The following is a 21,994-nucleotide window of genomic DNA, read 5'->3' on the forward strand; positions in this document are numbered from 1 at the left end:
GCCGGAAATCACTCGGGATCTTTTTCGCGCTTTCTTTTGAATTTCGTCCAGATTTTTGTCTCCTGGCGACGCCACAGACGCTGGATGTTGTCATGATGACGCAGCAGGATCAGGCAAGAGAGCATAGAAACCGGAAAGGTGAACTGTGGCTTAAACCACCAGACGTAAAACGGGGCAATCAGTGCGCTGACAATCGCCCCCAGCGAAGAATATCCACTCAATAGTACGGTAAGCAGCCAGGTCCCCGCCATCACACCCGTTAAATCCCAGCCGATCGGAGCAATAGCGCCAAAAGCGGTGGCAACGCCTTTTCCCCCTTTAAAACCGAAGAAAATGGGCCAGATGTGTCCAAGACAGGCGGCAATCGCAATTAATCCCAGCCAAAAGGGGCTGACGCCTAATTCATATGCCCCCCAGACAGGCAACATACCTTTTAGAACGTCAAAGATCAGCACTGCTACGGCTGCTCCTTTGCCACCCATGCGTAAAACGTTGGTCGCGCCAGGATTGCCGGAGCCGCTGGTTCGCGGGTCGGGCAAGCCACAAAGGCGGCAAACCAGAATGGCACTGGAAATGGAGCCGCAGAGGTACGCGATGAGGATCATTCCAGGCGCGATTGCACTCATAAGCTGTTCCGTTTTGAAAATTCGTGTTCAACGATGAATCTGTGGATAATACGCACATTTCGCCGGAAGTGGTATCCGGGGTAGCCAAAAAGCGAGCAGGTCGTGATGGATATTGTATTTATAGAGCAACTTTCGGTAATCACCACTATTGGTGTTTACGACTGGGAACAGACCATCGAACAGAAACTGGTGTTCGATATCGAAATGGCGTGGGATAACCGCAAAGCGGCGAAAAGCGATGATGTGGCAGATTGCCTTAGCTACGCCGACATCGCAGAAACGGTAGTCAGCCACGTCGAGGGCGCGCGCTTTGCGCTGGTGGAACGCGTGGCGGAGGAGGTGGCGGAATTGCTGTTAACTCGCTTTAATTCGCCGTGGGTTCGCATCAAACTTAGCAAGCCAGGCGCGGTGGCACGAGCGGCGAATGTCGGCGTCATCATCGAGCGTGGCAATAATCTGAAAGAAAATAATTAATTTTACAGCTGTTAAACCAAACGGTTATAACCTGGTCATACTGCAGTAGTTCGGACAAGCGGTATATTTTTATAATTTAGGGGTTTATTGATGAGCGATATGCACTCGCTGCTGGTGGCGGCAATCCTGGGTGTGGTCGAAGGATTGACAGAGTTTTTGCCAGTATCCAGTACGGGCCACATGATTATTGTGGGCCATTTGTTGGGGTTTGAAGGCGACACGGCAAAAACCTTTGAAGTCGTTATCCAGTTAGGTTCGATTCTGGCTGTGGTAGTGATGTTCTGGCGGCGTCTGTTTGGCCTGATTGGCATTCACTTTGGCCGTCCGTTGCAGCACGAAGGAGAAAGCAAAGGTCGTTTAACGCTGATCCACATTTTGCTGGGGATGATCCCCGCGGTGGTGTTGGGACTGTTGTTCCATGACATGATTAAATCATTGTTTAACCCGATAAATGTCATGTATGCGCTGGTTGTCGGCGGTTTGTTGCTGATTGCCGCCGAATGCCTGAAGCCGAAAGAGCCACGCGCGCCGGGTCTGGATGATATGACGTATCGTCAGGCGTTTATGATTGGCTGCTTCCAGTGTCTGGCGCTGTGGCCGGGGTTCTCTCGCTCCGGGGCGACCATTTCTGGTGGGATGCTGATGGGCGTGAGTCGTTACGCAGCTTCTGAGTTCTCGTTCCTGCTGGCGGTGCCGATGATGATGGGCGCAACGGCGCTCGATCTCTACAAAAGCTGGGGCTTCCTGACCACCGGCGATATCCCGATGTTTGCTGTTGGGTTTATCACTGCTTTCGTAGTGGCGCTGATAGCAATTAAAACCTTCCTGCAATTGATTAAGCGCATTTCGTTTATCCCGTTCGCCATTTATCGTTTTATTGTGGCGGCCGCGGTGTACGTAGTGTTCTTTTGATGTGAAGAATAGTGTCGGATGCCGGGAATTGTCCACGATCGCGTAGGCCGGATAAGGCGTTCACGCCGCATCCGGCAATCAACGCCTGATGCGACGCTCGCGCGTCTTATCAGGCCTACAACCGTCGTTGACATTTAGGCTGGATAAGGCGTTTACGCCGCCTCCGGCAAAATGCCCAATACTTACTCAGGCTTTGGGCAACGTTGTTCCTTCCAGCTGGCTACCGCCGCAATCCTGCGGCGGGTCAGCTCTTCGCGGATCTCCACGCCTTTAAATCCCGCTTCAACGACGGCTTTTGTCGGCACTGATTGCGCCACTTCCCAGGCTTCACGTAACCAGCGTCCTTGCGGATAGTCCGCTGATTCAAAACCGGTTCTGCCGCGCACGTCAGCCTCGCTGGTCAGCGCCAGTTGCTCTACACGCTGCGGTTTACGCCAGGCATCGATGGAATCAAATAATTTGACGATGGTTTTCGGGTTCAGCATTGGGAAGGTGTGGATGAGATCGTGAAACTCAGCCACCAGTTTGGCTAAGTCACGAATTTCATTAGGCACACGCAGACGCTGGCACAATTGTTCCACTAACTTTACACCCGCCGGGCCATGGCCGTGATGACGAGGCCAAAGCTCCGGCGGCGTTAGCCCTTTACCGAGATCGTGGCATAAAGTCGCGAAACGGATATCTACTTGCGGACTCAGCATCGCCGCCATCGATAGCGTCATTAAGGTGTGAATACCAGTGTCGATTTCCGGGTGCCATTTCGCCGGAGCGGGGACACCAAACAATGCGTCGATCTCCGGGAATAAAACGCGTAATGCGCCGCAATCACGCAATACCTGGAAGAAAACTTGCGGGTTGCGTGTGGTGAGGGCGCTTTCAGTCTCTTTCCACACGCGTTCGGGCGTCAGGTGTTCGAGTTCGCCTACGTGAGTCATCTCACGCATCAACGTCATCGTTTCATCGGCAATTCGAAAACCGAGGTGGGCATAACGCGCAGCAAAACGCGCTACGCGCAATACGCGTAGCGGATCTTCGCCAAAGGCGGGGGAAACATGGCGCAACAGACGATTTTGCAGATCGCCCAGACCGTTGTACGGGTCGATAATCTTGCCGTCATCGTCCTGGGCCAGCGCATTAATGGTCAGATCGCGACGCTTGAGATCATCTTCCAGCGTGACATCCGGCGCGGCATAGCAGGTAAAACCGGTATAACCGGAGCCGGATTTCCGTTCGGTACGTGCCAGCGCATACTCTTCATGTGTTTGCGGATGCAGAAAAACAGGAAAATCGCGACCTACCTGCTGGTAGCCCGCGTCGAGCATCTCCTGTGGCGTGCTGCCGACAACTACCCAATCTCTGTCTTTGACCGGTAGCCCTAACAATGCATCCCGTACCGCACCACCGACCAGATAAATCTTCACGCCATCTTCCCTTCGTCAAATACACAATTCCTAATAATAAGACAGTGCAACGAAGAAGGCGATTTAGTTCATCCAGCGATCTTTGCGTTTACGCGTTGGGATCAGGTGCGGTAATACCAGTCCGAGCAGCAAGCCAAGCCCCAGCACGCCACCGCCATACATAAACCATTGCATGATGATGGTGCGCTGTTTGTCGTCTAGCTGCACGCTGGCGGCATCGACCTTTTTCTGCGCGACAATCAGTTCGTTTTTCAGCTTCTGATTTTCTTCTTTTAACCCGTTAATCACACTGTCGCTCTGCGCCACTTTTTGCTGCATTTCTGCGGTGCGCTGATTCCAGGTGTTATCGATATTGGTGAGCTTATCGGTCAGAGTTCTGACCTGATTTTCCAGATCTGGCACGCGGGAGCGCAGGCTTGGCTCAGTGCTCAGTTGTTTCAACGGGATCCAGGCGGTTCGACCAGAGCTGTCTTTTACCTGGGCATAATTGGTGTTGGCGTCAGTTTGTAATAATGTCACTTCCTCACCGGCGTTCACTGTGCCCACGAGGCGATAATGATCTCCCGGACCACTGCGAACCCAGGTGTTCAGTTCGTCAGAAACATAGCGTTTTTCTTCCGCGTGAGAGACGGCAGTGGCGCTAAGTGCGAGTAAAGTTAGTGCGATCAGGCGTAATTTTGGCATCAGGCTGTCGTTATTGTCATGGAAAGTGGAACGATAGTAGTGGCATCAGTGTCGCTACGCAAAGCATTCGCTATCAATCGGAATCCTCTGTGTCAGGTCTTGCCACCGTCTCAAACTTTTACGCCCGTCAAAATGCTCGTTGCATGGCAATTTGGCGCAAAATACTATCTACTGACAAAAAAGATCGCATTTAGTTCGCCGTTCATCGTCACTTATGTGACATAACCGGATAAGTAGAGGCCATGGCTCAGGAAATCGAATTAAAGTTTATTGTTAATCACAGTGCCGTTGAGGCGTTGCGTGACCATCTCAATACGCTGGGCGGCGAGCATCATGATCCCGTGCAGTTGCTGAATATTTACTACGAAACGCCGGATAACTGGCTGCGTGGGCACGATATGGGCCTGCGTATTCGTGGCGAAAACGGTCGCTATGAGATGACCATGAAAGTTGCCGGACGGGTAACGGGCGGATTGCACCAGCGCCCGGAATATAATGTGGCGTTGAGTGAACCGACGCTCGATCTGGCGCAGTTACCAACGGAAGTCTGGCCAAACGGTGAGTTACCTGCCGATCTCGCGTCACGCGTGCAGCCGCTGTTCAGCACCGATTTTTACCGCGAAAAATGGCTGGTTGAAGTGGATGGCAGTCAGATTGAAATCGCCCTCGACCAGGGGGAAGTAAAAGCAGGTGAGTTTGTTGAACCTATCTGCGAGCTGGAACTGGAATTACTCAGTGGCGAAACACGCGCGGTGCTGAAACTGGCAAACCAACTGGTATCGCAAACTGGTTTACGCCAGGGCAGCCTGAGCAAGGCGGCGCGTGGCTATCATCTGGCGCAGGGCAATCCGGTGCGTGAAATCAAACCAACCACTATTCTGCATGTTGCGGCAAAAGCAGATGTAGAGCAGGGGCTGGAAGCGGCAATGGAACTGGCGTTATCGCAATGGCAGTACCATGAAGAGTTGTGGATACGCGGCAACGAGGCGGCGAAAGAGCAGGTGCTGGCAGCCATCGGCCTGGTTCGCCATACGCTGATGCTGTTCGGCGGTATCGTGCCACGTAAAGCGAGCACTCACTTACGTGATTTGCTGACCCAATGCGAAGCGACCATTGCTTCTGCGGTTTCTGCCGTGACGGCGGTCTATTCTACTGAAACGGCAATGGCGAAACTGGCGTTGACCGAATGGCTGGTGACTAAAGCCTGGCAGCCGTTTTTAGATGCCAAAGCGCAGGGTAAAATCAGCGATTCCTTCAAACGCTTTGCCGATATCCATCTCTCTCGCCATTCCGCTGAATTGAAGAGCGTTTTTTGCCAGCCGTTGGGCGATCGCTACCCTGATCAGTTACCGCGCCTGACACGTGGTATTGACTCAATACTGCTGCTGGCGGGTTACTACGATCCTCTCGTCGCGCAAGCCTGGCTGGAGAACTGGCAGGGGCTGCGTCACGCTATTGCGACCGGGCAACGCATTGAAATTGAACATTTCCGCAATGAGGCAAACAATCAGGAACCGTTCTGGTTGCATAGCGGAAAACGTTAATCTGGCAAGGATAAAATCGCTTATGAAGCCGCTCTCTTCACCATTACAGCAGTACTGGCAGACCGTTGTTGAGCGGCTGCCAGCGCCTTTAGCCGAGGAATCACTTGGTGTACAGGCGAAGTCAGTACTTACTTTCAGTGATTTTGTGCAGGATAGCGTAATTGCGCATCCAGAGTGGCTGACGGAGCTGGAAAGCGAGCCGCCACAAGCCGATGAATGGCAATATTACGGCGAGTGGTTGCAGGCGGCGCTCAGTAATGTGAGTGACGAGGCTGGGTTAATGCGTGAACTGCGGCTGTTCCGTCGGCGCATTATGGTGCGCATCGCCTGGGCGCAAACGCTGACGCTGGTCGCGGAAGAGAGCATTTTGCAGCAGCTTAGTCATCTCGCTGAGACGCTGATTGTTGCGGCGCGTGACTGGCTGTATGACGCCTGCTGTCGTGAGTGGGGAACGCCATGTAATGCGAAGGGCGAAGCGCAACCGCTGTTGATTTTAGGCATGGGTAAGCTGGGCGGCGGGGAACTGAATTTCTCCTCGGATATCGACCTGATTTTTGCCTGGCCGGAACATGGCTGTACTCAGGGCGGACGCCGCGAACTGGATAACGGCCAGTTTTTTACCCGCATGGGGCAGCGGCTGATTAAAGTGCTGGATCAACCGACGCAAGATGGCTTTGTCTATCGCGTGGATATGCGCCTGCGTCCGTTTGGCGAAAGTGGCCCGCTGGTGTTGAGCTTCGCCGCGCTGGAGGATTATTACCAGGAGCAGGGGCGCGACTGGGAGCGTTATGCGATGGTCAAGGCGCGGATTATGGGCGATAGCGACGGTGCTTATGCTAACGAATTGCGTTCGATGCTGCGCCCGTTTGTTTTTCGTCGTTACATCGATTTCAGCGTGATTCAGTCTCTGCGCAACATGAAAGGGATGATTGCCCGTGAAGTGCGTCGCCGCGGCCTCACTGACAACATCAAACTGGGCGCGGGCGGTATTCGCGAAATTGAGTTTATCGTCCAGGTGTTCCAGCTTATTCGCGGTGGGCGCGAGCCGTCGCTGCAATCGCGTTCATTACTTCCTACCCTCAACGCCATTGCGGCATTGCATCTGCTCTCTGAGAATGATGCCGAACAATTGCGAGTGGCGTATCTGTTCCTGCGGCGTCTGGAAAACCTGCTGCAAAGCATTAATGACGAACAAACCCAGACGCTTCCGGCTGATGAGCTTAATCGTGCGCGGCTGGCGTGGGCGATGGACTTTGCTGACTGGCCGCAATTGACCGGGGCGCTGACCGGACATATGGCCAATGTGCGTCGGGTATTTAACGAACTGATTGGTGACGACGAAAGCGAAACCCAGGAAGAGACTCTGTCAGAGCAGTGGCGTGAGCTGTGGCAGGATGCGTTGCAGGAAGATGACACCACGCCAGTGCTGGCGCATCTTAGTGAAGATGATCGCAAACAGGTGCTGACGCTGATTGCCGATTTCCGCAAAGAACTGGATAAGCGCACCATTGGCCCGCGCGGTCGTCAGGTGCTCGACCATCTGATGCCTCATTTGCTAAGTGACGTATGTGCGCGTAACGATGCCGTCGTCACGCTGTCGCGCATTACCGCCTTGCTGATGGGGATTGTCACCCGTACGACCTATCTTGAACTGCTTAGTGAATTCCCTGCGGCGCTTAAGCATTTGATTTCACTGTGTGCCGCATCGCCGATGATTGCCAGCCAGCTGGCGCGCTATCCATTATTGCTGGATGAACTGCTCGATCCGAACACCCTCTACCAGCCAACAGCGACGGATGCCTATCGCGACGAATTGCGCCAGTATTTGCTGCGCGTGCCGGAAGATGATGAAGAACAACAACTTGAGGCGCTGCGTCAGTTTAAACAGGCACAACTGTTACGTATTGCGGCGGCGGATATTGCCGGTACGCTGCCAGTAATGAAAGTGAGCGATCACTTAACCTGGCTGGCGGAGGCAATGATAGATGCTGTGGTCCAGCAAGCGTGGGGACAAATGGTTGCTCGCTACGGAAAACCGACTCACCTGAACGAACGTGAAGGTCGCGGCTTTGCGGTGGTTGGTTACGGTAAGCTGGGCGGCTGGGAACTGGGATATAGTTCTGATCTTGACCTGATCTTCCTCCATGACTGCCCGATGGATGCGATGACCGACGGCGAGCGGGAAATCGACGGGCGGCAGTTTTATCTGCGTCTGGCGCAACGCATTATGCACCTGTTTAGTACGCGCACGTCTTCCGGCATTTTGTATGAAGTGGATGCGCGATTGCGTCCGTCCGGGGCCGCGGGAATGCTGGTGACTTCCGCAGAAGCGTTTGCCGATTATCAGAAAAACGAGGCCTGGACGTGGGAGCATCAGGCGCTGGTGCGTGCTCGCGTGGTATATGGTGATCCACAATTGACCGCGCAATTTGACGCGGTACGCCGGGAGATTATGACGCTGCCGCGTGAAGGCAAAACCTTACAGACAGAAGTGCGGGAAATGCGTGAGAAAATGCGCGCCCATCTCGGCAATAAACATCGCGATCGCTTTGATATCAAAGCAGATGAAGGCGGAATTACCGATATCGAATTTATTACCCAATATCTGGTGTTGCGCTACGCTCATGAAAAACCGAAGTTAACGCGCTGGTCAGACAACGTGCGCATTCTGGAACTGCTGGCGCAAAACGACATTATGGAAGAGCAGGAAGCGATGGCGCTGACCCGTGCTTATACTACGCTGCGCGATGAACTTCATCATCTGGCATTACAAGAGCTGCCGGGCCATGTGCCGGAGGATTGCTTCACCGCGGAGCGTGAACTGGTGCGGGCAAGCTGGCAGAAGTGGCTGGTGGAGGAATGAAATATGGTATTATCGCGCGCAAATTTTGAATCTCTCAGGAGACAGGAATGAAAGTAACGCTGCCAGAGTTTGAACGTGCAGGAGTGATGGTGGTTGGTGATGTGATGCTGGATCGTTACTGGTACGGTCCCACCAGCCGTATATCGCCGGAAGCGCCAGTGCCCGTGGTTAAAGTCAATACCATTGAAGAACGTCCGGGCGGCGCAGCCAACGTGGCGATGAACATCGCTTCTCTCGGTGCAAACGCACGCCTGGTGGGGCTGACAGGTATTGATGATGCGGCGCGCGCGCTCAGTAAATCGCTGGCCGACGTGAACGTAAAATGCGACTTCGTTTCTGTGCCGACGCATCCAACCATCACCAAACTGCGGGTGCTTTCTCGTAACCAACAGTTGATTCGCCTGGATTTCGAAGAAGGTTTCGAAGGCGTTGATCCGCAGCCGCTGCATGAGCGGATTAATCAGGCCCTCGGTACGATTGGCGCGCTGGTGCTTTCTGACTATGCGAAAGGTGCGTTGGCAAGCGTACAGCAGATGATCCAACTGGCGCGTAAAGCGGGTGTTCCGGTGCTGATTGATCCAAAAGGCACCGATTTTGAACGCTACCGCGGCGCTACGCTGTTAACGCCGAATCTCTTGGAATTTGAAGCTGTTGCCGGTAAATGTAAAACTGAAGAAGAGATTGTTGAACGCGGCATGAAACTGATCGCCGACTACGAACTCTCTGCGCTGTTGGTAACCCGTTCCGAGCAGGGGATGACGTTGCTGCAACCGGGTAAAGCGCCGCTGCATATGCCAACCCAGGCGCAGGAAGTCTATGACGTTACCGGTGCAGGCGACACGGTGATTGGTGTGCTTGCGGCGACGCTGGCAGCGGGTAATTCGCTGGAAGAAGCCTGCTTCTTCGCCAATGCGGCGGCAGGAGTAGTCGTCGGCAAACTGGGGACTTCTACGGTTTCTCCCATCGAGCTGGAAAACGCAGTGCGCGGGCGCGCAGACACTGGCTTTGGCGTGATGACCGAAGAGGAACTGAAGCTGGCCGTAGCGGCGGCGCGTAAACGTGGCGAAAAAGTGGTGATGACCAACGGCGTCTTCGACATTCTCCACGCCGGGCACGTCTCTTATCTGGCAAACGCCCGTAAACTGGGTGACCGCTTAATTGTCGCCGTGAACAGTGACGCATCCACCAGGCGGCTGAAAGGGGAGTCCCGCCCGGTTAACCCGCTTGAACAACGCATGATTGTACTGGGCGCACTGGAAGCGGTCGACTGGGTGGTGTCGTTTGAAGAAGACACGCCGCAGCGTCTGATCGCCGGGATCTTGCCAGATCTGCTGGTGAAAGGCGGCGACTATAAACCGGACGAGATTGCCGGGAGTAAAGAAGTTTGGGCCAACGGCGGTGAAGTGCTGGTGCTCAACTTTGAAGATGGTTGCTCAACGACCAACATTATTAAGAAGATCCAACAGGATAAAAAAGGCTAACCGGAAAGCGGTTCACAGATTTCGCTTCATACCAGGCGGGTCTATTGACGCTGTTGTTTTTTCAACCTAGAGTAAAGGAACAAGGGTAAGGGAGGATTTCTCCCCCTCTGAATTGGTTGTTAATAAGCCTGGAAACTTACGAGTAACAACACAACCAGTATGATGACTAACTTCATCATAACCCTTTCCTTCTGTAAGGCCCCTTCTTCGGGAGGGGCTTTCCCGTTTCAGCCCCTTGCTGACTCCCCGATTGTTGATTAGCGCCAGTCCCCGCGCAACGCTTTCCCTGATGCAGTTTTCTCTTCCCCGAGTCGACTCGCAAAACGCTGTAACAACCTGAGTATTTGCACTTTTTAGCGGAGCGCAGATATAAAAAATCCCCGGCTTTTGAGCCAGGGATGTGTGTTAATGAAACCTTCTTGACGCTGTTGTTTTTTCAACCTAAAGTAAAGGAATAAGGGTGAGGGAGGATTTCTCCCCCCTCTGATTGGCTGTTAATAAGCTGCGAAACTTACGAGTAACAACACAATCAGTATGATGACAAGCTTCATCATAACCCTTTCCTTCTGTAAGGCCCCTTCTTCGGGAGGGGCTTTCCCGTTTCAGCCCCTTGCTGACTCCCCGATTGTTGATTAGCGCCGGACCCCGCGCAACGCTTTCCCTGATGCAGTTTTCTCTTCCCCGAGTCGACTCGCAAAACGCTGTAACAACCTGATCATTTGCACTTTTTAACGGAACGCAGATATAAAAAATCCCCGGCTTTTTGGGCCGGGGATGTTCATAGATGAAAATTTATTCTGCGTTTTCTGCGACAGGAGTTGTTGAGGTTAAGGGTGAAGTCAATGCTGCCAGCGAGCCGCCTGAAACGCCAATTTCATTGAGCAAGGAGTCAATCAGCGGTGCCTGTGTGCGGTAAGAAAGGGCGGCAGACAATGCCTGTTCTGCCAGGTTTCCGCCAACAACGCTGCCTGATGCCGCATCCCCACCACGGTTCAATCCATCGACCTGAATAATCTTAATGCCGTCGATTGACTTCATTGGTTCAACGGATTTCTCTATTACCGCAGGTAACGACTGTAATAGCGCCAGTTTGAATTTAAGGCTGGTTTGCTCGTCAGAAAGTACGTTGATAGCGTCGTTCAGCGCGCGCTGCGCTTCTGCTTCCGCCAGACCTTTTTTACGCGTAGCTTCAGCTAACTCAACAATAGCTGCCGCCTGCATTTCTGCCGCTTCTTTCTCTGCCTTTGCCCGTACGGTCAGCTCGACCGCTTTGGTTTCTGCGTCCTGCGCTGCGGCAATCAGCGCTACCTGTTTGGCTCGATCGGCTTCTGCTGTCTGGCGCGTGGTTTCTACGTTCTGCTGGGCGCTTACCGCTTCTGCAAGTGCGAGGTTTGCACGCGCTTCCGCCTGCGATTGTTGTTCCGATTTTGCAGCAATGGCGATCGATTTCGTCTGGTTGGCGATTTCGGTGACCTGTTGCTGTTCGATCTCTTTAATGCGAACCTCGCGTTCAGCCTCAACTTTTCTTGAGCGTACAGCCTGCTCGCGGTCGATTTCCGTTTCCTGAATTTGTCGTTCAGCCAGAATTCGCGTCTGCTCTGCCTCACGACGACGTTCAGCCTCAAAAGCAGCAATTTTCGCATTTTGTTCAGCGGTACGGGTTTTAACCTGTTGTTCCTGCTCAAGCGTCATAAACGCTTCTTGCTGTTCAATCTCCAGCTTCCGCGAAAGAGCGTCTCGATTTTTCTCTCGCACCGCAACTTCTACATCCTGTTCAACTTCGTTACGCTCGCGACGACGGCGTTCCGTCTCCTGAGTCAGTTTGGTCAGACCTTCGGCGTCAAAGGCGTTGTTCGGGTTAAAATGCTCTTTCGAAGTCTGGTTAAAGTTGGTGAGTGAAACACTTTCCAGTTCCAGTCCGTTTTTCGACAAGTCTTCTGCCACGGTATTTTGTACACCCTGCACGAAGTTCTCGCGGGTATCCTGTAACTCATGCATGGTCATTTGCGCAGCGGTGGCGCGTAGGGCATCGACGAATTTATCCTCTACCAGCATACGTAAATCTTCTGGCGATAGAGTACGTTGCCCCAGCGTCTGGGCCGCAGTGGCGATGCCTTCTACTGACGGTTTTACCCGTACAAAGAAAGCCACTACAACATCAACACGCATACGATCTTTCGTAATCAGGCTATCAATAGTAGAACGGCTGACTTCCAGCTTGAGCGTATTCATATTGATAGGAATGATTTCGTGGAAGATCGGCATTACGATTGCGCCGCCGCTCATTACCACTTTTTGCCCGCCTAACCCGGTACGAACAAATGCCTGCTCGGCAGATGCCCGACGATAAAGCCGCGCGAAAATAATACCGATAATAAACAGAACGCATACGGCAACAATCGCCATAAACATCCATGACGGTACTAAGTTAACAATATCATCCATTATTAAATTTCCTTTTGATTAAATGTTTACAATATATTTGGCCAGGGATTTTTTTCTGCCAAATACCGTGTTGCAGAAAGTCGGCAAATAATCAATACTTTGTCACCTTTAGTGAAGTTTTTTCCTTCTTCAGGTTCCAGTAATAAATAGTGTATTTGACCAAATTGATCGGTAAGTTTTCCTTCACAGGGTCTGCCGGATATTGCCTGATGACCGGTAATTAATGCCATGCAGCCAATATATTCTTCTTCTGTAATAGCAGAACTATGATCGCGAGGAATCCAGGGGGCGATTGCCTTACCGATATAATGCACTGCAATAACAGTGAGCAGTAAACAAACCGGAACCACGAACAGGTTTGAGAGCGGTGCTTGCCAGACCGTCACGCAGGCATGCTGTAGAAGAATGCCGATAAGGCCAAACAAACCGGCCAACAGGCAGACGATGACGAGGGCTGGTAGCCTTCCAATATTAAGATAATGAAGTGCCTGACTAATATTACCTGTGGTTATGGAATCGTAATGATCAAGATGTGCATCAAGAGCACCGGAGAGCATGTGACCACATATAATAGCAATAATTTCTAACAGGCCGATCAAAAGTACAAAGGAAATAGCGAAAAGATAAGGTGTGTTATAGTCGGCAAATAAAATCATCTGTCACTCCATCGTCCATTCAGTGACGCATTGTTTATTGTGGTATGATTTTCTTCCTTACATTTATCTTTGCTAATAATAACATGCGGTAGTAAAATTTTAAAAGAGAAAGTCCATTAACGTTGTAATTATTTTCAATAAAAAGTGTGATCCAAAACAATATATTTACGCACGTTATGTTTAAAGGCACTACACTGATTAAGGAATACTGAAATCAGAAAAAGCATATGGCCTTAAAAGGTATGCGATAACCGGAGGATGTGCTTATGGATCATGGTCTTAATTCTTTAAATAATTTCGATTTCCTGGCGCGTAGTTTTGCCAGAATGCATGCTGAAGGTCGACCGGTCGATATTCTGGCCGTCACTGGTAATATGGATGAAGAACACAGAACCTGGTTTTGCGCTCGTTATGCCTGGTATTGCCAGCAAATGACACAGTCAAGAGAACTGGAACTCGAACATTGATATTACGGGCCGTCAGGCCCGTTTTGGTGTCGCTTTATTCTGCTTTATCAACTGGCGGGATCGCGGGAGGAGATTGAACTTCTGCTGCCGGATTACTACGAGCTTCCAGTTCACTGATGCGCTGCTCCAGTAACGCCAGTTTCTCACGAGTCCGTAACAGGACCTGCGTCTGCACATCGAATTCTTCGCGGCTTACCAAATCGAGGCGAGTCAGCTGTGCTTGTAGGGTTTGGCGGATTTTTTTCTCCACATCTTCCCCGAACTCCCTGATTCCTTTAGGCATTGATTCGTGAACCTGGCGAGCAATTTGCTCAATTTTTTTCGGGTCAATCATTGTAGTTTCCCTGTACTGATAGGTGTTTAGTGCCATTGTAGTGCGATAAGGGTAAGTCATAAACCAGAATTATGTGAACCTGTGCGTTGCTGCCGCTAATCATTAGCGCTATAGTGAATCCGCTTATTCTCAGGGCGGGGCGAAATTCCCCACCGGCGGTAAATCAACTCAGTTGAAAGCCCGCGAGCGCTTTGGGTGCAAACTCAAAGGACAGCAGATCCGGTGTAATTCCGGGGCCGACGGTTAGAGTCCGGATGGGAGAGAGTAACGATTCTGTCGGGCATGGACCCGCTCACGTTATTTTGGCTATATGCCGCCACTCCTAAGACTGCCCTGATTCTGGTAACCATAATTTTAGTGAGGTTTTTTTACCATGAATCAGACGCTACTTTCCTCTTTTGGTACGCCTTTCGAACGTGTTGAAAATGCACTGGTTGCGCTGCGTGAAGGACGCGGTGTGATGGTGCTTGATGATGAAGACCGTGAAAACGAAGGCGATATGATCTTCCCGGCAGAAACCATGACCGTTGAGCAGATGGCGCTGACCATTCGCCACGGTAGCGGTATTGTTTGCTTGTGCATCACCGATGAACGCCGTAAACAACTCGATCTGCCAATGATGGTCGAAAATAATACCAGCGCTTATGGCACTGGTTTTACCGTGACCATTGAAGCTGCAGAAGGTGTGACTACCGGTGTTTCTGCCGCTGACCGTATCACGACTGTTCGCGCGGCTATTGCTGATGGTGCTAAACCTTCAGACTTGAATCGTCCTGGCCACGTTTTCCCACTGCGCGCGCAGGCGGGTGGTGTACTGACTCGTGGTGGTCATACCGAAGCGACTATTGATCTGATGACGCTGGCAGGCTTTAAACCTGCAGGTGTGCTGTGTGAACTGACTAATGACGATGGCACCATGGCCCGCGCGCCAGAGTGCATTGAGTTTGCCAACAAACACAATATGGCGCTGGTCACTATTGAGGATCTGGTTGCATACCGTCAGGCGCATGAGCGTAAAGCTAGCTGAAAGCAGTAGCTTAAACTGGCGCAATAATCAAAGAAACCGAAGCTGTAGCAGGCTTCGGTTTTATTTTGTCTTCACACCGACTGGTGTAATTCTTAACTCTCTATATATGAAAAAATTTCACTAATATCAGCCAATCTTTTTCATTATGATCAAAATCATATAAATGTTACGTTATTATGCGACCATATAAAAATATCCGAAAATGGATATGTGAAATTTATGCGCTAAATGTTTGGTATTGTTAAATATTAAGGGTAAAAAGGATGTTTATCGCCTGGTACTGGATTGTATTAATTGCGCTGGTTGTAGTGGGATATTTCCTGCATCTGAAACGTTATTGTCGGGCTTTTCGTCAGGACAGAGACGCACTGCTGGAAGCGCGGAACAAATACTTAAACAGTACGAGAGAAGAGACGGCTAAAAAGCTGGAATAGGGCCTTTGCGATGTCCGCAGATGTTGTCCATGTGCTGGACAACATCTGAGATTTCTTTTAACCAATTCCCGCCGTTTGTAACAGCACTAAACTAAATCCCATTACTGACATCCCACACAGTACGCCATAGCTGGGATTATTATTGGGATCAATCTCTTTGGCGAGCGGCATTAATTCGTCCACGGAGAGCGCCACCATAATTCCTGCAACCGCCGCCATGATTGCCGCCATGACCACCGGGGAAATCATGCTACCAAGGATTAACCACGCCAGAACGCCGCCGAGAATTTCCGCCAGCCCAGAAATCCCCGCCCACAGAATCGCGGTGCGTTTCGACCCCGTTGCCGCGTAAACCGGGCCCGCAACCGCCAGACCTTCAGGAATATTGTGCAACGCTACGGCCAGTGCGATGCCAAAGCCCAGTTCCAGGTTGCTGCTCGCTGTGACAAAGGTCGCTATCCCTTCCGGGAAGTTATGCAGACTGATTCCAAGAGTGAGCAGAATAGCAGTGCGCTTGATCGATTTGGGCAACGGTTGCACCGATTTTTGCATTAAATCCTGCGGATGCGCATGCGGCAACATGCGGTCCAGACCGAAATAGCCCAGCAGACCAAAGATAAACATCCCGTAGCCCAGAACGGGGGACATTCCTTCGGCGGCTAATGCGGCAGGGAGCATCTCCATCAATGAGATAAGCAACATGATCCCCGCCGCAAATCCTAGCGAAAACGCCAGCAGTCGGTTCGAGGGTTTTTGCCCGAGAACGCCGAGAAACGCGCCAATAAACGTGGCTGCCCCCGCCAGTATGGTCAGAATGAGAGGTACTGACATCGACAACTCCTTATAAATCTTCACCTTCAGGCGGATCGTCAAAATAACTGATGATCATCATCATGGTTATCCGGGTTCTTACTCCGCCGAACAAGCGTATTGTGAGGATATCAAAATGACACCTTTAGTTAAGGATATCATCATGTCTTCAACACGTATGCCAGCATTGTTTTTAGGTCACGGTAGTCCGATGAACGTGCTGGAAGATAATTTGTATACCCGTAGCTGGCAGAAGTTGGGGATGACATTGCCACGTCCGAAAGCGATTGTTGTGGTTTCGGCTCACTGGTTTACCCGGGGGACGGGGGTGACTGCAATGGAAGCGCCACCAACGATTCATGACTTTGGCGGCTTTCCGCAGGCGCTGTACGACACCCATTATCCGGCACCTGGCTCACCGGCTTTAGCACAACAGTTGGTTGAGCTGTTAGCGCCAGTACCTGTCACGCTGGATAAAGAAGCCTGGGGCTTTGACCACGGCTCGTGGGGCGTACTGATTAAGATGTATCCGCAAGCGGATATCCCGATGGTGCAGTTAAGTATTGATAGCACCAAACCCGCCGCCTGGCACTTTGAGATGGGGCGTAAACTGGCGGCGCTGCGAGATGAAGGGATAATGCTGGTCGCCAGCGGTAACGTGGTGCATAACCTGCGTACGGTGAAGTGGCACGGTGATAGTTCACCGTATCCGTGGGCGACGTCGTTTAATGAATATGTGAAAGCGAATCTGACGTGGCAAGGGCCGGTAGAACAGCATCCATTGGTGAATTATCTCGACCATGAAGGCGGCGCGTTATCGAACCCAACGCCGGATCACTATCTGCCACTGTTGTATGTCTTAGGTGCATGGGATGGTCAGGAACCGATTACCATTCCGGTCGATGGTATAGAAATGGGCAGTTTAAGTATGCTATCGGTGCAGGTAGGTTAATAGATGAAAAAAACCGAAGCCAATTTCTGGCTTCGGTTTGCACTACCTTACTTTTTCAGCAGCTTGAGTCCCCATGCGCCGCTCATCACCAGCAGCAGCAGCAAGCAAAGACCAAAAGCCAACATACAGGCCTGAGCCATGTTCATAAAGTGCCACGGCGGTAGCAGATACCAGCCTTCAGATTGCTGATACATCTCCACAAACCACTGCTGCATACTACTCAGTGTGACACCATCGGGAACGATTGGTGCATCATAGCCGCAATCCCCGGTCGGTTTGAACCAGTTTGGCGCCCACTGTGCCAGCGGCAGGTTAAAGGGGAAAGTTGGATCGGTAGAGCAACCCTGTACGCCAAACAGTGAATCGGGATCCGGGTTATGTACCGCATGGTGGATATCGTTCAGTTTGAGCGAAAACTTCAGTCCCATAATGCTGCCGTAAAATGCCATCACGCAGCCAATCAGCTTAAGGACGATGTTCTTCGGGTTGATCGCCGCAACCAATCCTCCAATAACCATCACAAACATGGCGTAGCGAATGTATACACATTGCTCGCAGGGCGCCATATAGAGATAGATCTGGAAGAAAGAGTGCGCCAGGATAATTAACGCGCCCATCGCAACGGCCATTAACAACCACAAAAAGCGTTGTTCCTGCCATCTGACCAGTGTGTCGACTGGTGATGTGCGAAGGTCTTTCCACATTCCCTTAATACCCATAGCTGGTTTCCCTGTTATTTACTGGCTAACTCATGGATAAGATCTGCCATAGCGTCGATGGATTTGATGCTCTTGGTGTAGATCAAGTACTTACCATTAACAACATAGGCCGGAACACCCTGGATTTTGGCAACTTCATAAGAGGCTTTCCATTTTTCCAGTGTTTCCTGTACCGCTGGCTCTTTCAGTGCAGCTTCAAAATCCGCCTGACTCATACCTGCGGCATCCAGGCCAGTTTTGATAAAAGCAGCTGGATCTTTACCGTCAGACCAGCGTTCTTTTTTGTCGTGATAAGCCGCGTAATAAGCAAACTTGGCTTTCTTAAACTGAGAGTTAGCATCAAATAATGAAATACCAGCGGCTTTATCTTTATTGATCAATACAGCAAAGACTTCGCTTGCCTGCTTGCCGTATTCACCTTTGGTTTCCAGATGGAACGGCGTGAAAGCAACGACATCTTTCACTTTTTCTGATACCGGACCGGTAACCGCTTTGTCGTACTTGTAACAGAACGGGCAGGCGTAGCTGAATACCTTAATCAGTGTTTTGTCGGCATTCGGAATAGGTTTTTCCAGGACCATATAATCCGTGCCTTCGGTAAATGCAGAAGCAGTAAATGAAACCGCCAGAGCCGCAGTAAGCAGTACGCTTTTAAACAGTGATGAGATCCCTAATTTCGACATTTTTTATTCCCTTCCTAATTATTTAAACATCTGCTCTGGACGGACTAACAGCGCACGATAGTGAGTCTGGTTGGGTTTATCAGACAGCACGTCGATTTCTACTTTCACTTCTTTGGTTTTGTAGTCGATTTCGTTCAACTTACCGACGGTCGGCTGACCGACATCGAACAGATGAATAGAACCGCCGAAACCGAACATGGTGTTGCGGTCGGCCTGGTATTCGATGATGGAGGTAATTGGACTATAGAAATCGTAGCCACGTTCTTTACCGTATTCCCAAACTTGCTGAACGGTGCCTTTCTTCTCATCAATCTTATATTCCACAAAGCGGGAATATTTCATGGTTGGTAAGGCTGGCTGTTCCAGATGGCGACCGTCGCCATTATCAAAGATAGTGAGCGTACCTTTACTGGAAATCCATGCGGTATGCTGGGTGTAGGTAAAATCGAAGTCCGAGTTTTCACACAGACCGTTTTCGTTACAAGTAATAGGTTTACCGTTAGCATCAACCGGTTTCAGCAGCTTGCTGGCCAGCGGTTTTTCCCAGCCTTTAGAGGGCGCAAGGATCCACTTCACTTGTTTATCACGACCAATTTTCACAACGCCCTGGTGGCGAGAGGAGAGAATGATTGAGTCATCTTTTGCATCATAGGCGATGGAGTTGACGTGCGCCCAGTTACGACCTGGCCCTACACCCAGCGCGTCGCCAAACGGTGTATCTGGCTCCAGTTTTGCCTGCTGTCCGGCGTGAGCAAGGTCAACGTTAACGCAAACTGCGCCTGCATCCAGTGCACCGAGCAGTGCATCACGTTTCGGATCGAGGATCTTCGTCAGATCCCATACATCGACAACGCGACCAGATTTATCGACTTCGAGGATATGGTCACGAATGGTGGTGACGTGTATGCCGTCATCGCGACGGTAGTTGCTCTTACCTACGCGCAACAGAACCGTGCCATTTGGCGTCTCAATGGATTCATGGGTGGCGTCAGCGAATCCGCGCGGCAGCTTATGATCTTCCAGCACCTGACCCATCATGTCGAACTCGTACCAGTGCTGGCCTTGTACTGCGGTAAAGGTGCCGCGTGGCGTTTCGCGGATACCCATCAGATAACCACGTTTGTTGATATTGCGGTCACGGCCATCGTAGAAGGTGTCTTGATCCAGCCACCAGCGGTATTCACCTTCGGTATCGACAATGAAAGTAAAGGGCGCGATATCAAAAGGCAGTGCGCCGGTTGCTGGACCCGCATCGAGGATCCCGGCATTTTTATCTTTCTCACCGTGCCAGTGGAGGTCGGAACCTTGCGCAGTAAAGGTATGGGTATTAACCAAATAGAGGCGGTCTTCAAAACCTGGCGCGACTTTAACAACTTTGGTTTGCTGTAGATCGGAGATGGAGCGGTTATCCATGTAATTATTGACGATGGCGGAAGTCTGCACCACGTAATCATCTTTCATGGCCTTGCCGTTTTCTTTCCACTCGACGGTCACTTTGTTAGCAAATTTCTGGTAAAGACCAAAAATCGGTACACCATCGTAAGTTTTCAGTGACTCCTGACCCACGTGATAGCTGATTTCAACGCCTTTTTCGCCTTTCCCGTGGACGGTAACTTTGACGTCAGAAATGACATGGCTATCTAAATCAACCACAGCGGTCAGAGGCGCATTGCCGTAGGGATCAACGATGACTGCCCCGAGTTGCCCGGCAGGTGGCGCAGGTTTAAAACCTGCTGCCATCACCCCCGATGCTGACAAACCCAGAGTTATCGCCACAGCTCCGGCTACCAGAGTTTTTCTATATTTATCAAACATGGATATATCTCCTTATATAACGCAAATATATAATAATGATGAATATCGACAGTTGAGATGGTGCTAATAAATTCATTTAATGAATTAAAATGTACTACTAATAATTTTTATAAATGTTTTTTTACTGGTTTTAGATTTTTTGTATTTCTCTGTAACAAATATTTTCTTTTAGTCGATACTAGGGTGGCAATATATCAATAACAATATTCAATATTGTGTAGTGTGATCCCTGCGACATTGTTTTTTAATTATTAAATCTATTTTTGATGCAATGATGGCTATAAATAAACTTATAAAACAACATGTTATCATGTGATTTTATTGGTTAATTTAATTACAGTATCGTTTGCATATGACAATTTGGCATTAAATTGGTTATTAATGTTAAATAAAGGTTGGAGATGTATGGGTTTATATATTGATGGGGATTATAAATAGCGGGTTATAATAAATTGCCCCGGTGAACGGGGCAATATTGCACAGTATTACTCTACAAAAATATGCGGATAAAAGCGTGACATATCCTGAGTGATTAACGCGCGATCTTCACGAATGCCAATTCCGGCAGGTTGATCATTCACCAGCCAACTACCAATCAGCATATAGCTGTCGCCAAACTTCGGTAGCGGATGGAATTGTTGAACAATCATTCCTTCTTCGCCATATGGACCTTCCGCCGCTTCAATGGTTTTGCCGTTCTCAATGATCGACACGTTTGCGCCTTCACGTGAGAAGATCGGCTTAACCACATATTTTTCCATTTGCGGATGATCATCCTCCGCAAAATAAGCGGGCAGCAGGTTAGGGTGATTCGGAAACATCTCCCACAACAGCGGCAGAAGCGCTTTGTTGGAGATAATGCTCTTCCACGCCGGTTCCAGCCAGCGTACGCCAGCATCTTCCAGCTTGGTGGAGAACATTTCGCGCAGCATAAATTCCCACGGATACAACTTGAACAGGTTGGCAATCACCTGATCCTGTAAATCCGTAAACTGGCCTTTTTCGCCTAAACCGATATCGTCGATGTAGAGGAACTCGGTGGCGATTTCAGCTTCGGTAGCGCAGTCCTGCAAATACTGAATGGTGCCACGATCTTCTACCGTATCGCGACAGCAGGTGAGATGCAGCAGCTGGAAGCCATACTGTTCACGCAGCTCGACAAAGCGATCGATCAGCTTTTCTTGCAGACTGTTAAACTGGTCGCTGCCTTCCGGCAGGTTGCCCGCGTTAAGCTGATCTTCCAGCCAGATCCACTGAAAGAACGCTGCTTCGTATAGTGACGTTGGCGTATCAGCGTTATTTTCCAGAAGCTTAGGTTCGCCAGTGCCATCCCACGCCAGATCAAGGCGCGAATAAAGCGACGGCTGGTGCGTCAGCCATGACTGACGCACAAAACTCCACGTGTGCTTTGGAATGCGGAATTTGGTCATCAGCTCATCGCTGGCGATCACTTTTTCCACCACTTTCAGGCACATCTGGTGCAGTTCGGCGGTGACTTCCTCGAGTTTTTCAACCTGGGCGAGGGTCAGCTTGTAGTAGGCATCTTCACACCAGTACGGCTCACCGTACATGGTATGAAAATTGAAACCGTATTCGTGGGCTTTTTCGCGCCAGTCCGGGCGCTCGGTAATACTGACTCTTTCCATC

At 50.6% G+C, this 21,994-nt stretch carries 22 protein-coding genes and 1 riboswitch; of the genes, 9 read left to right on the forward strand and 13 right to left on the reverse strand.

Annotated elements, in window-relative coordinates:
* Positions 1–8 precede the first annotated feature (8 nt).
* Positions 9–626 (reverse strand): glycerol-3-phosphate 1-O-acyltransferase PlsY, encoded by a 618-nt coding sequence (gene plsY, locus A9180_RS15955; protein WP_064529611.1) that lies wholly within the window; start codon positions 624–626, stop codon positions 9–11.
* 105 nt (positions 627–731) lie between these two features.
* On the opposite strand from plsY, the gene folB reads away from it, so the two are divergent.
* Together folB and bacA are read left to right on the forward strand one after the other, a co-directional pair.
* Entirely contained in the window at positions 732–1,100 is a 369-nt protein-coding gene (gene folB / locus A9180_RS15960; protein WP_010347879.1) for a bifunctional dihydroneopterin aldolase/7,8-dihydroneopterin epimerase, read from the forward strand.
* A 90-nt stretch (positions 1,101–1,190) separates the two neighbouring features.
* Entirely contained in the window at positions 1,191–2,012 is an 822-nt protein-coding gene (gene bacA / locus A9180_RS15965; protein WP_064529612.1) for an undecaprenyl-diphosphate phosphatase, read from the forward strand.
* A gap of 182 nt (positions 2,013–2,194) precedes the next feature.
* Here the strand turns inward: bacA and cca are convergent, their stop codons facing one another.
* Both cca and A9180_RS15975 read right to left on the reverse strand, forming a co-directional pair.
* A complete protein-coding gene (cca, locus tag A9180_RS15970) occupies positions 2,195–3,433 on the reverse strand; it encodes a fused tRNA nucleotidyltransferase/2',3'-cyclic phosphodiesterase/2' nucleotidase/phosphatase Cca (RefSeq protein WP_064529613.1) in 1,239 nt (412 codons plus the stop codon).
* Between the two features lie 63 nt (positions 3,434–3,496).
* Positions 3,497–4,117 carry a TIGR04211 family SH3 domain-containing protein gene (locus tag A9180_RS15975; protein ID WP_001125317.1) on the reverse strand — a complete coding sequence of 207 codons (621 nt, stop codon included), beginning with the start codon at positions 4,115–4,117 and terminating at the stop codon, positions 3,497–3,499.
* A gap of 242 nt (positions 4,118–4,359) precedes the next feature.
* Here A9180_RS15975 and ygiF point away from each other — a divergent pair, with 242 nt between their 5' ends.
* The 3 genes from ygiF to hldE are packed head-to-tail and all read left to right on the forward strand — an operon-like array spanning position 4,360 to position 10,005.
* Entirely contained in the window at positions 4,360–5,661 is a 1,302-nt protein-coding gene (ygiF, locus tag A9180_RS15985; RefSeq protein ID WP_064529614.1) for an inorganic triphosphatase, read from the forward strand.
* Between the two features lie 22 nt (positions 5,662–5,683).
* Entirely contained in the window at positions 5,684–8,524 is a 2,841-nt protein-coding gene (gene glnE / locus A9180_RS15990; protein ID WP_064529615.1) for a bifunctional [glutamate--ammonia ligase]-adenylyl-L-tyrosine phosphorylase/[glutamate--ammonia-ligase] adenylyltransferase, read from the forward strand.
* A gap of 47 nt (positions 8,525–8,571) precedes the next feature.
* Positions 8,572–10,005 carry a bifunctional D-glycero-beta-D-manno-heptose-7-phosphate kinase/D-glycero-beta-D-manno-heptose 1-phosphate adenylyltransferase HldE gene (gene hldE, locus A9180_RS15995; protein ID WP_064529616.1) on the forward strand — a complete coding sequence of 478 codons (1,434 nt, stop codon included), beginning with the start codon at positions 8,572–8,574 and terminating at the stop codon, positions 10,003–10,005.
* Between the two features lie 119 nt (positions 10,006–10,124).
* Here the strand turns inward: hldE and A9180_RS24325 are convergent, their stop codons facing one another.
* The 4 genes from A9180_RS24325 to A9180_RS16010 form a co-directional block, all read right to left on the reverse strand.
* Positions 10,125–10,184, reverse strand: coding sequence for a type I toxin-antitoxin system Ibs family toxin (locus tag A9180_RS24325; RefSeq protein WP_072272163.1), 60 nt, complete (start codon positions 10,182–10,184; stop codon positions 10,125–10,127).
* A gap of 315 nt (positions 10,185–10,499) precedes the next feature.
* Positions 10,500–10,559 carry a type I toxin-antitoxin system Ibs family toxin gene (locus A9180_RS24330; RefSeq protein WP_001387081.1) on the reverse strand — a complete coding sequence of 20 codons (60 nt, stop codon included), beginning with the start codon at positions 10,557–10,559 and terminating at the stop codon, positions 10,500–10,502.
* A 238-nt stretch (positions 10,560–10,797) separates the two neighbouring features.
* Complete coding sequence (locus A9180_RS16005; protein WP_064529617.1) at positions 10,798–12,450, reverse strand: flotillin family protein; 1,653 nt, start codon at positions 12,448–12,450, stop codon at positions 10,798–10,800.
* 26 nt (positions 12,451–12,476) lie between these two features.
* Positions 12,477–13,106 carry an OB-fold-containig protein gene (locus tag A9180_RS16010; protein ID WP_064529618.1) on the reverse strand — a complete coding sequence of 210 codons (630 nt, stop codon included), beginning with the start codon at positions 13,104–13,106 and terminating at the stop codon, positions 12,477–12,479.
* Between the two features lie 266 nt (positions 13,107–13,372).
* On the opposite strand from A9180_RS16010, the gene glgS reads away from it, so the two are divergent.
* Positions 13,373–13,573 (forward strand): cell surface composition regulator GlgS, encoded by a 201-nt coding sequence (glgS, locus tag A9180_RS16015; RefSeq protein WP_064529619.1) that lies wholly within the window; start codon positions 13,373–13,375, stop codon positions 13,571–13,573.
* Between the two features lie 34 nt (positions 13,574–13,607).
* Here glgS and ubiK read toward each other — a convergent pair whose 3' ends face one another.
* On the reverse strand, positions 13,608–13,907 hold the full coding sequence (ubiK, locus tag A9180_RS16020; RefSeq protein ID WP_064529620.1) for a ubiquinone biosynthesis accessory factor UbiK: 300 nt from the start codon (positions 13,905–13,907) through the stop codon (positions 13,608–13,610).
* Between the two features lie 121 nt (positions 13,908–14,028).
* Positions 14,029–14,177, forward strand: a riboswitch (FMN riboswitch).
* Positions 14,178–14,280: 103 nt separating this feature from the next.
* On the opposite strand from ubiK, the gene ribB reads away from it, so the two are divergent.
* Entirely contained in the window at positions 14,281–14,934 is a 654-nt protein-coding gene (gene ribB, locus A9180_RS16025; RefSeq protein WP_064529621.1) for a 3,4-dihydroxy-2-butanone-4-phosphate synthase, read from the forward strand.
* A 263-nt stretch (positions 14,935–15,197) separates the two neighbouring features.
* The gene (gene yqiD, locus A9180_RS24555) at positions 15,198–15,368 is read left to right on the forward strand and encodes a protein YqiD (RefSeq protein WP_064529622.1); all 171 of its coding nucleotides are present in this window, start codon (positions 15,198–15,200) and stop codon (positions 15,366–15,368) included.
* Between the two features lie 57 nt (positions 15,369–15,425).
* Here yqiD and zupT read toward each other — a convergent pair whose 3' ends face one another.
* A complete protein-coding gene (gene zupT, locus A9180_RS16035) occupies positions 15,426–16,199 on the reverse strand; it encodes a zinc transporter ZupT (RefSeq protein WP_001295627.1) in 774 nt (257 codons plus the stop codon).
* A gap of 142 nt (positions 16,200–16,341) precedes the next feature.
* On the opposite strand from zupT, the gene ygiD reads away from it, so the two are divergent.
* Positions 16,342–17,130, forward strand: coding sequence for a 4,5-DOPA dioxygenase extradiol (ygiD, locus tag A9180_RS16040; protein WP_064529623.1), 789 nt, complete (start codon positions 16,342–16,344; stop codon positions 17,128–17,130).
* Positions 17,131–17,177: 47 nt separating this feature from the next.
* Here ygiD and dsbI read toward each other — a convergent pair whose 3' ends face one another.
* The 4 genes from dsbI to A9180_RS16060 form a co-directional block, all read right to left on the reverse strand.
* Entirely contained in the window at positions 17,178–17,849 is a 672-nt protein-coding gene (gene dsbI, locus A9180_RS16045; protein WP_064529624.1) for a protein-disulfide oxidoreductase DsbI, read from the reverse strand.
* Positions 17,850–17,863: 14 nt separating this feature from the next.
* Positions 17,864–18,532: a thiol:disulfide interchange protein DsbA/DsbL gene (locus A9180_RS16050; protein ID WP_064529625.1), complete on the reverse strand. Its 669-nt coding sequence runs from the start codon at positions 18,530–18,532 to the stop codon at positions 17,864–17,866.
* A gap of 18 nt (positions 18,533–18,550) precedes the next feature.
* A complete protein-coding gene (locus A9180_RS16055) occupies positions 18,551–20,347 on the reverse strand; it encodes an aryl-sulfate sulfotransferase (RefSeq protein WP_064529626.1) in 1,797 nt (598 codons plus the stop codon).
* A 485-nt stretch (positions 20,348–20,832) separates the two neighbouring features.
* A complete protein-coding gene (locus A9180_RS16060) occupies positions 20,833–21,993 on the reverse strand; it encodes a glutathionylspermidine synthase family protein (protein ID WP_000442852.1) in 1,161 nt (386 codons plus the stop codon).
* Between the last annotated feature and the right edge of the window lies 1 nt (position 21,994).

This window comes from Escherichia sp. B1147, assembly GCF_001660175.1.
In the GTDB taxonomy this organism is placed as follows: Bacteria; Pseudomonadota; Gammaproteobacteria; order Enterobacterales; family Enterobacteriaceae; genus Escherichia; species Escherichia whittamii.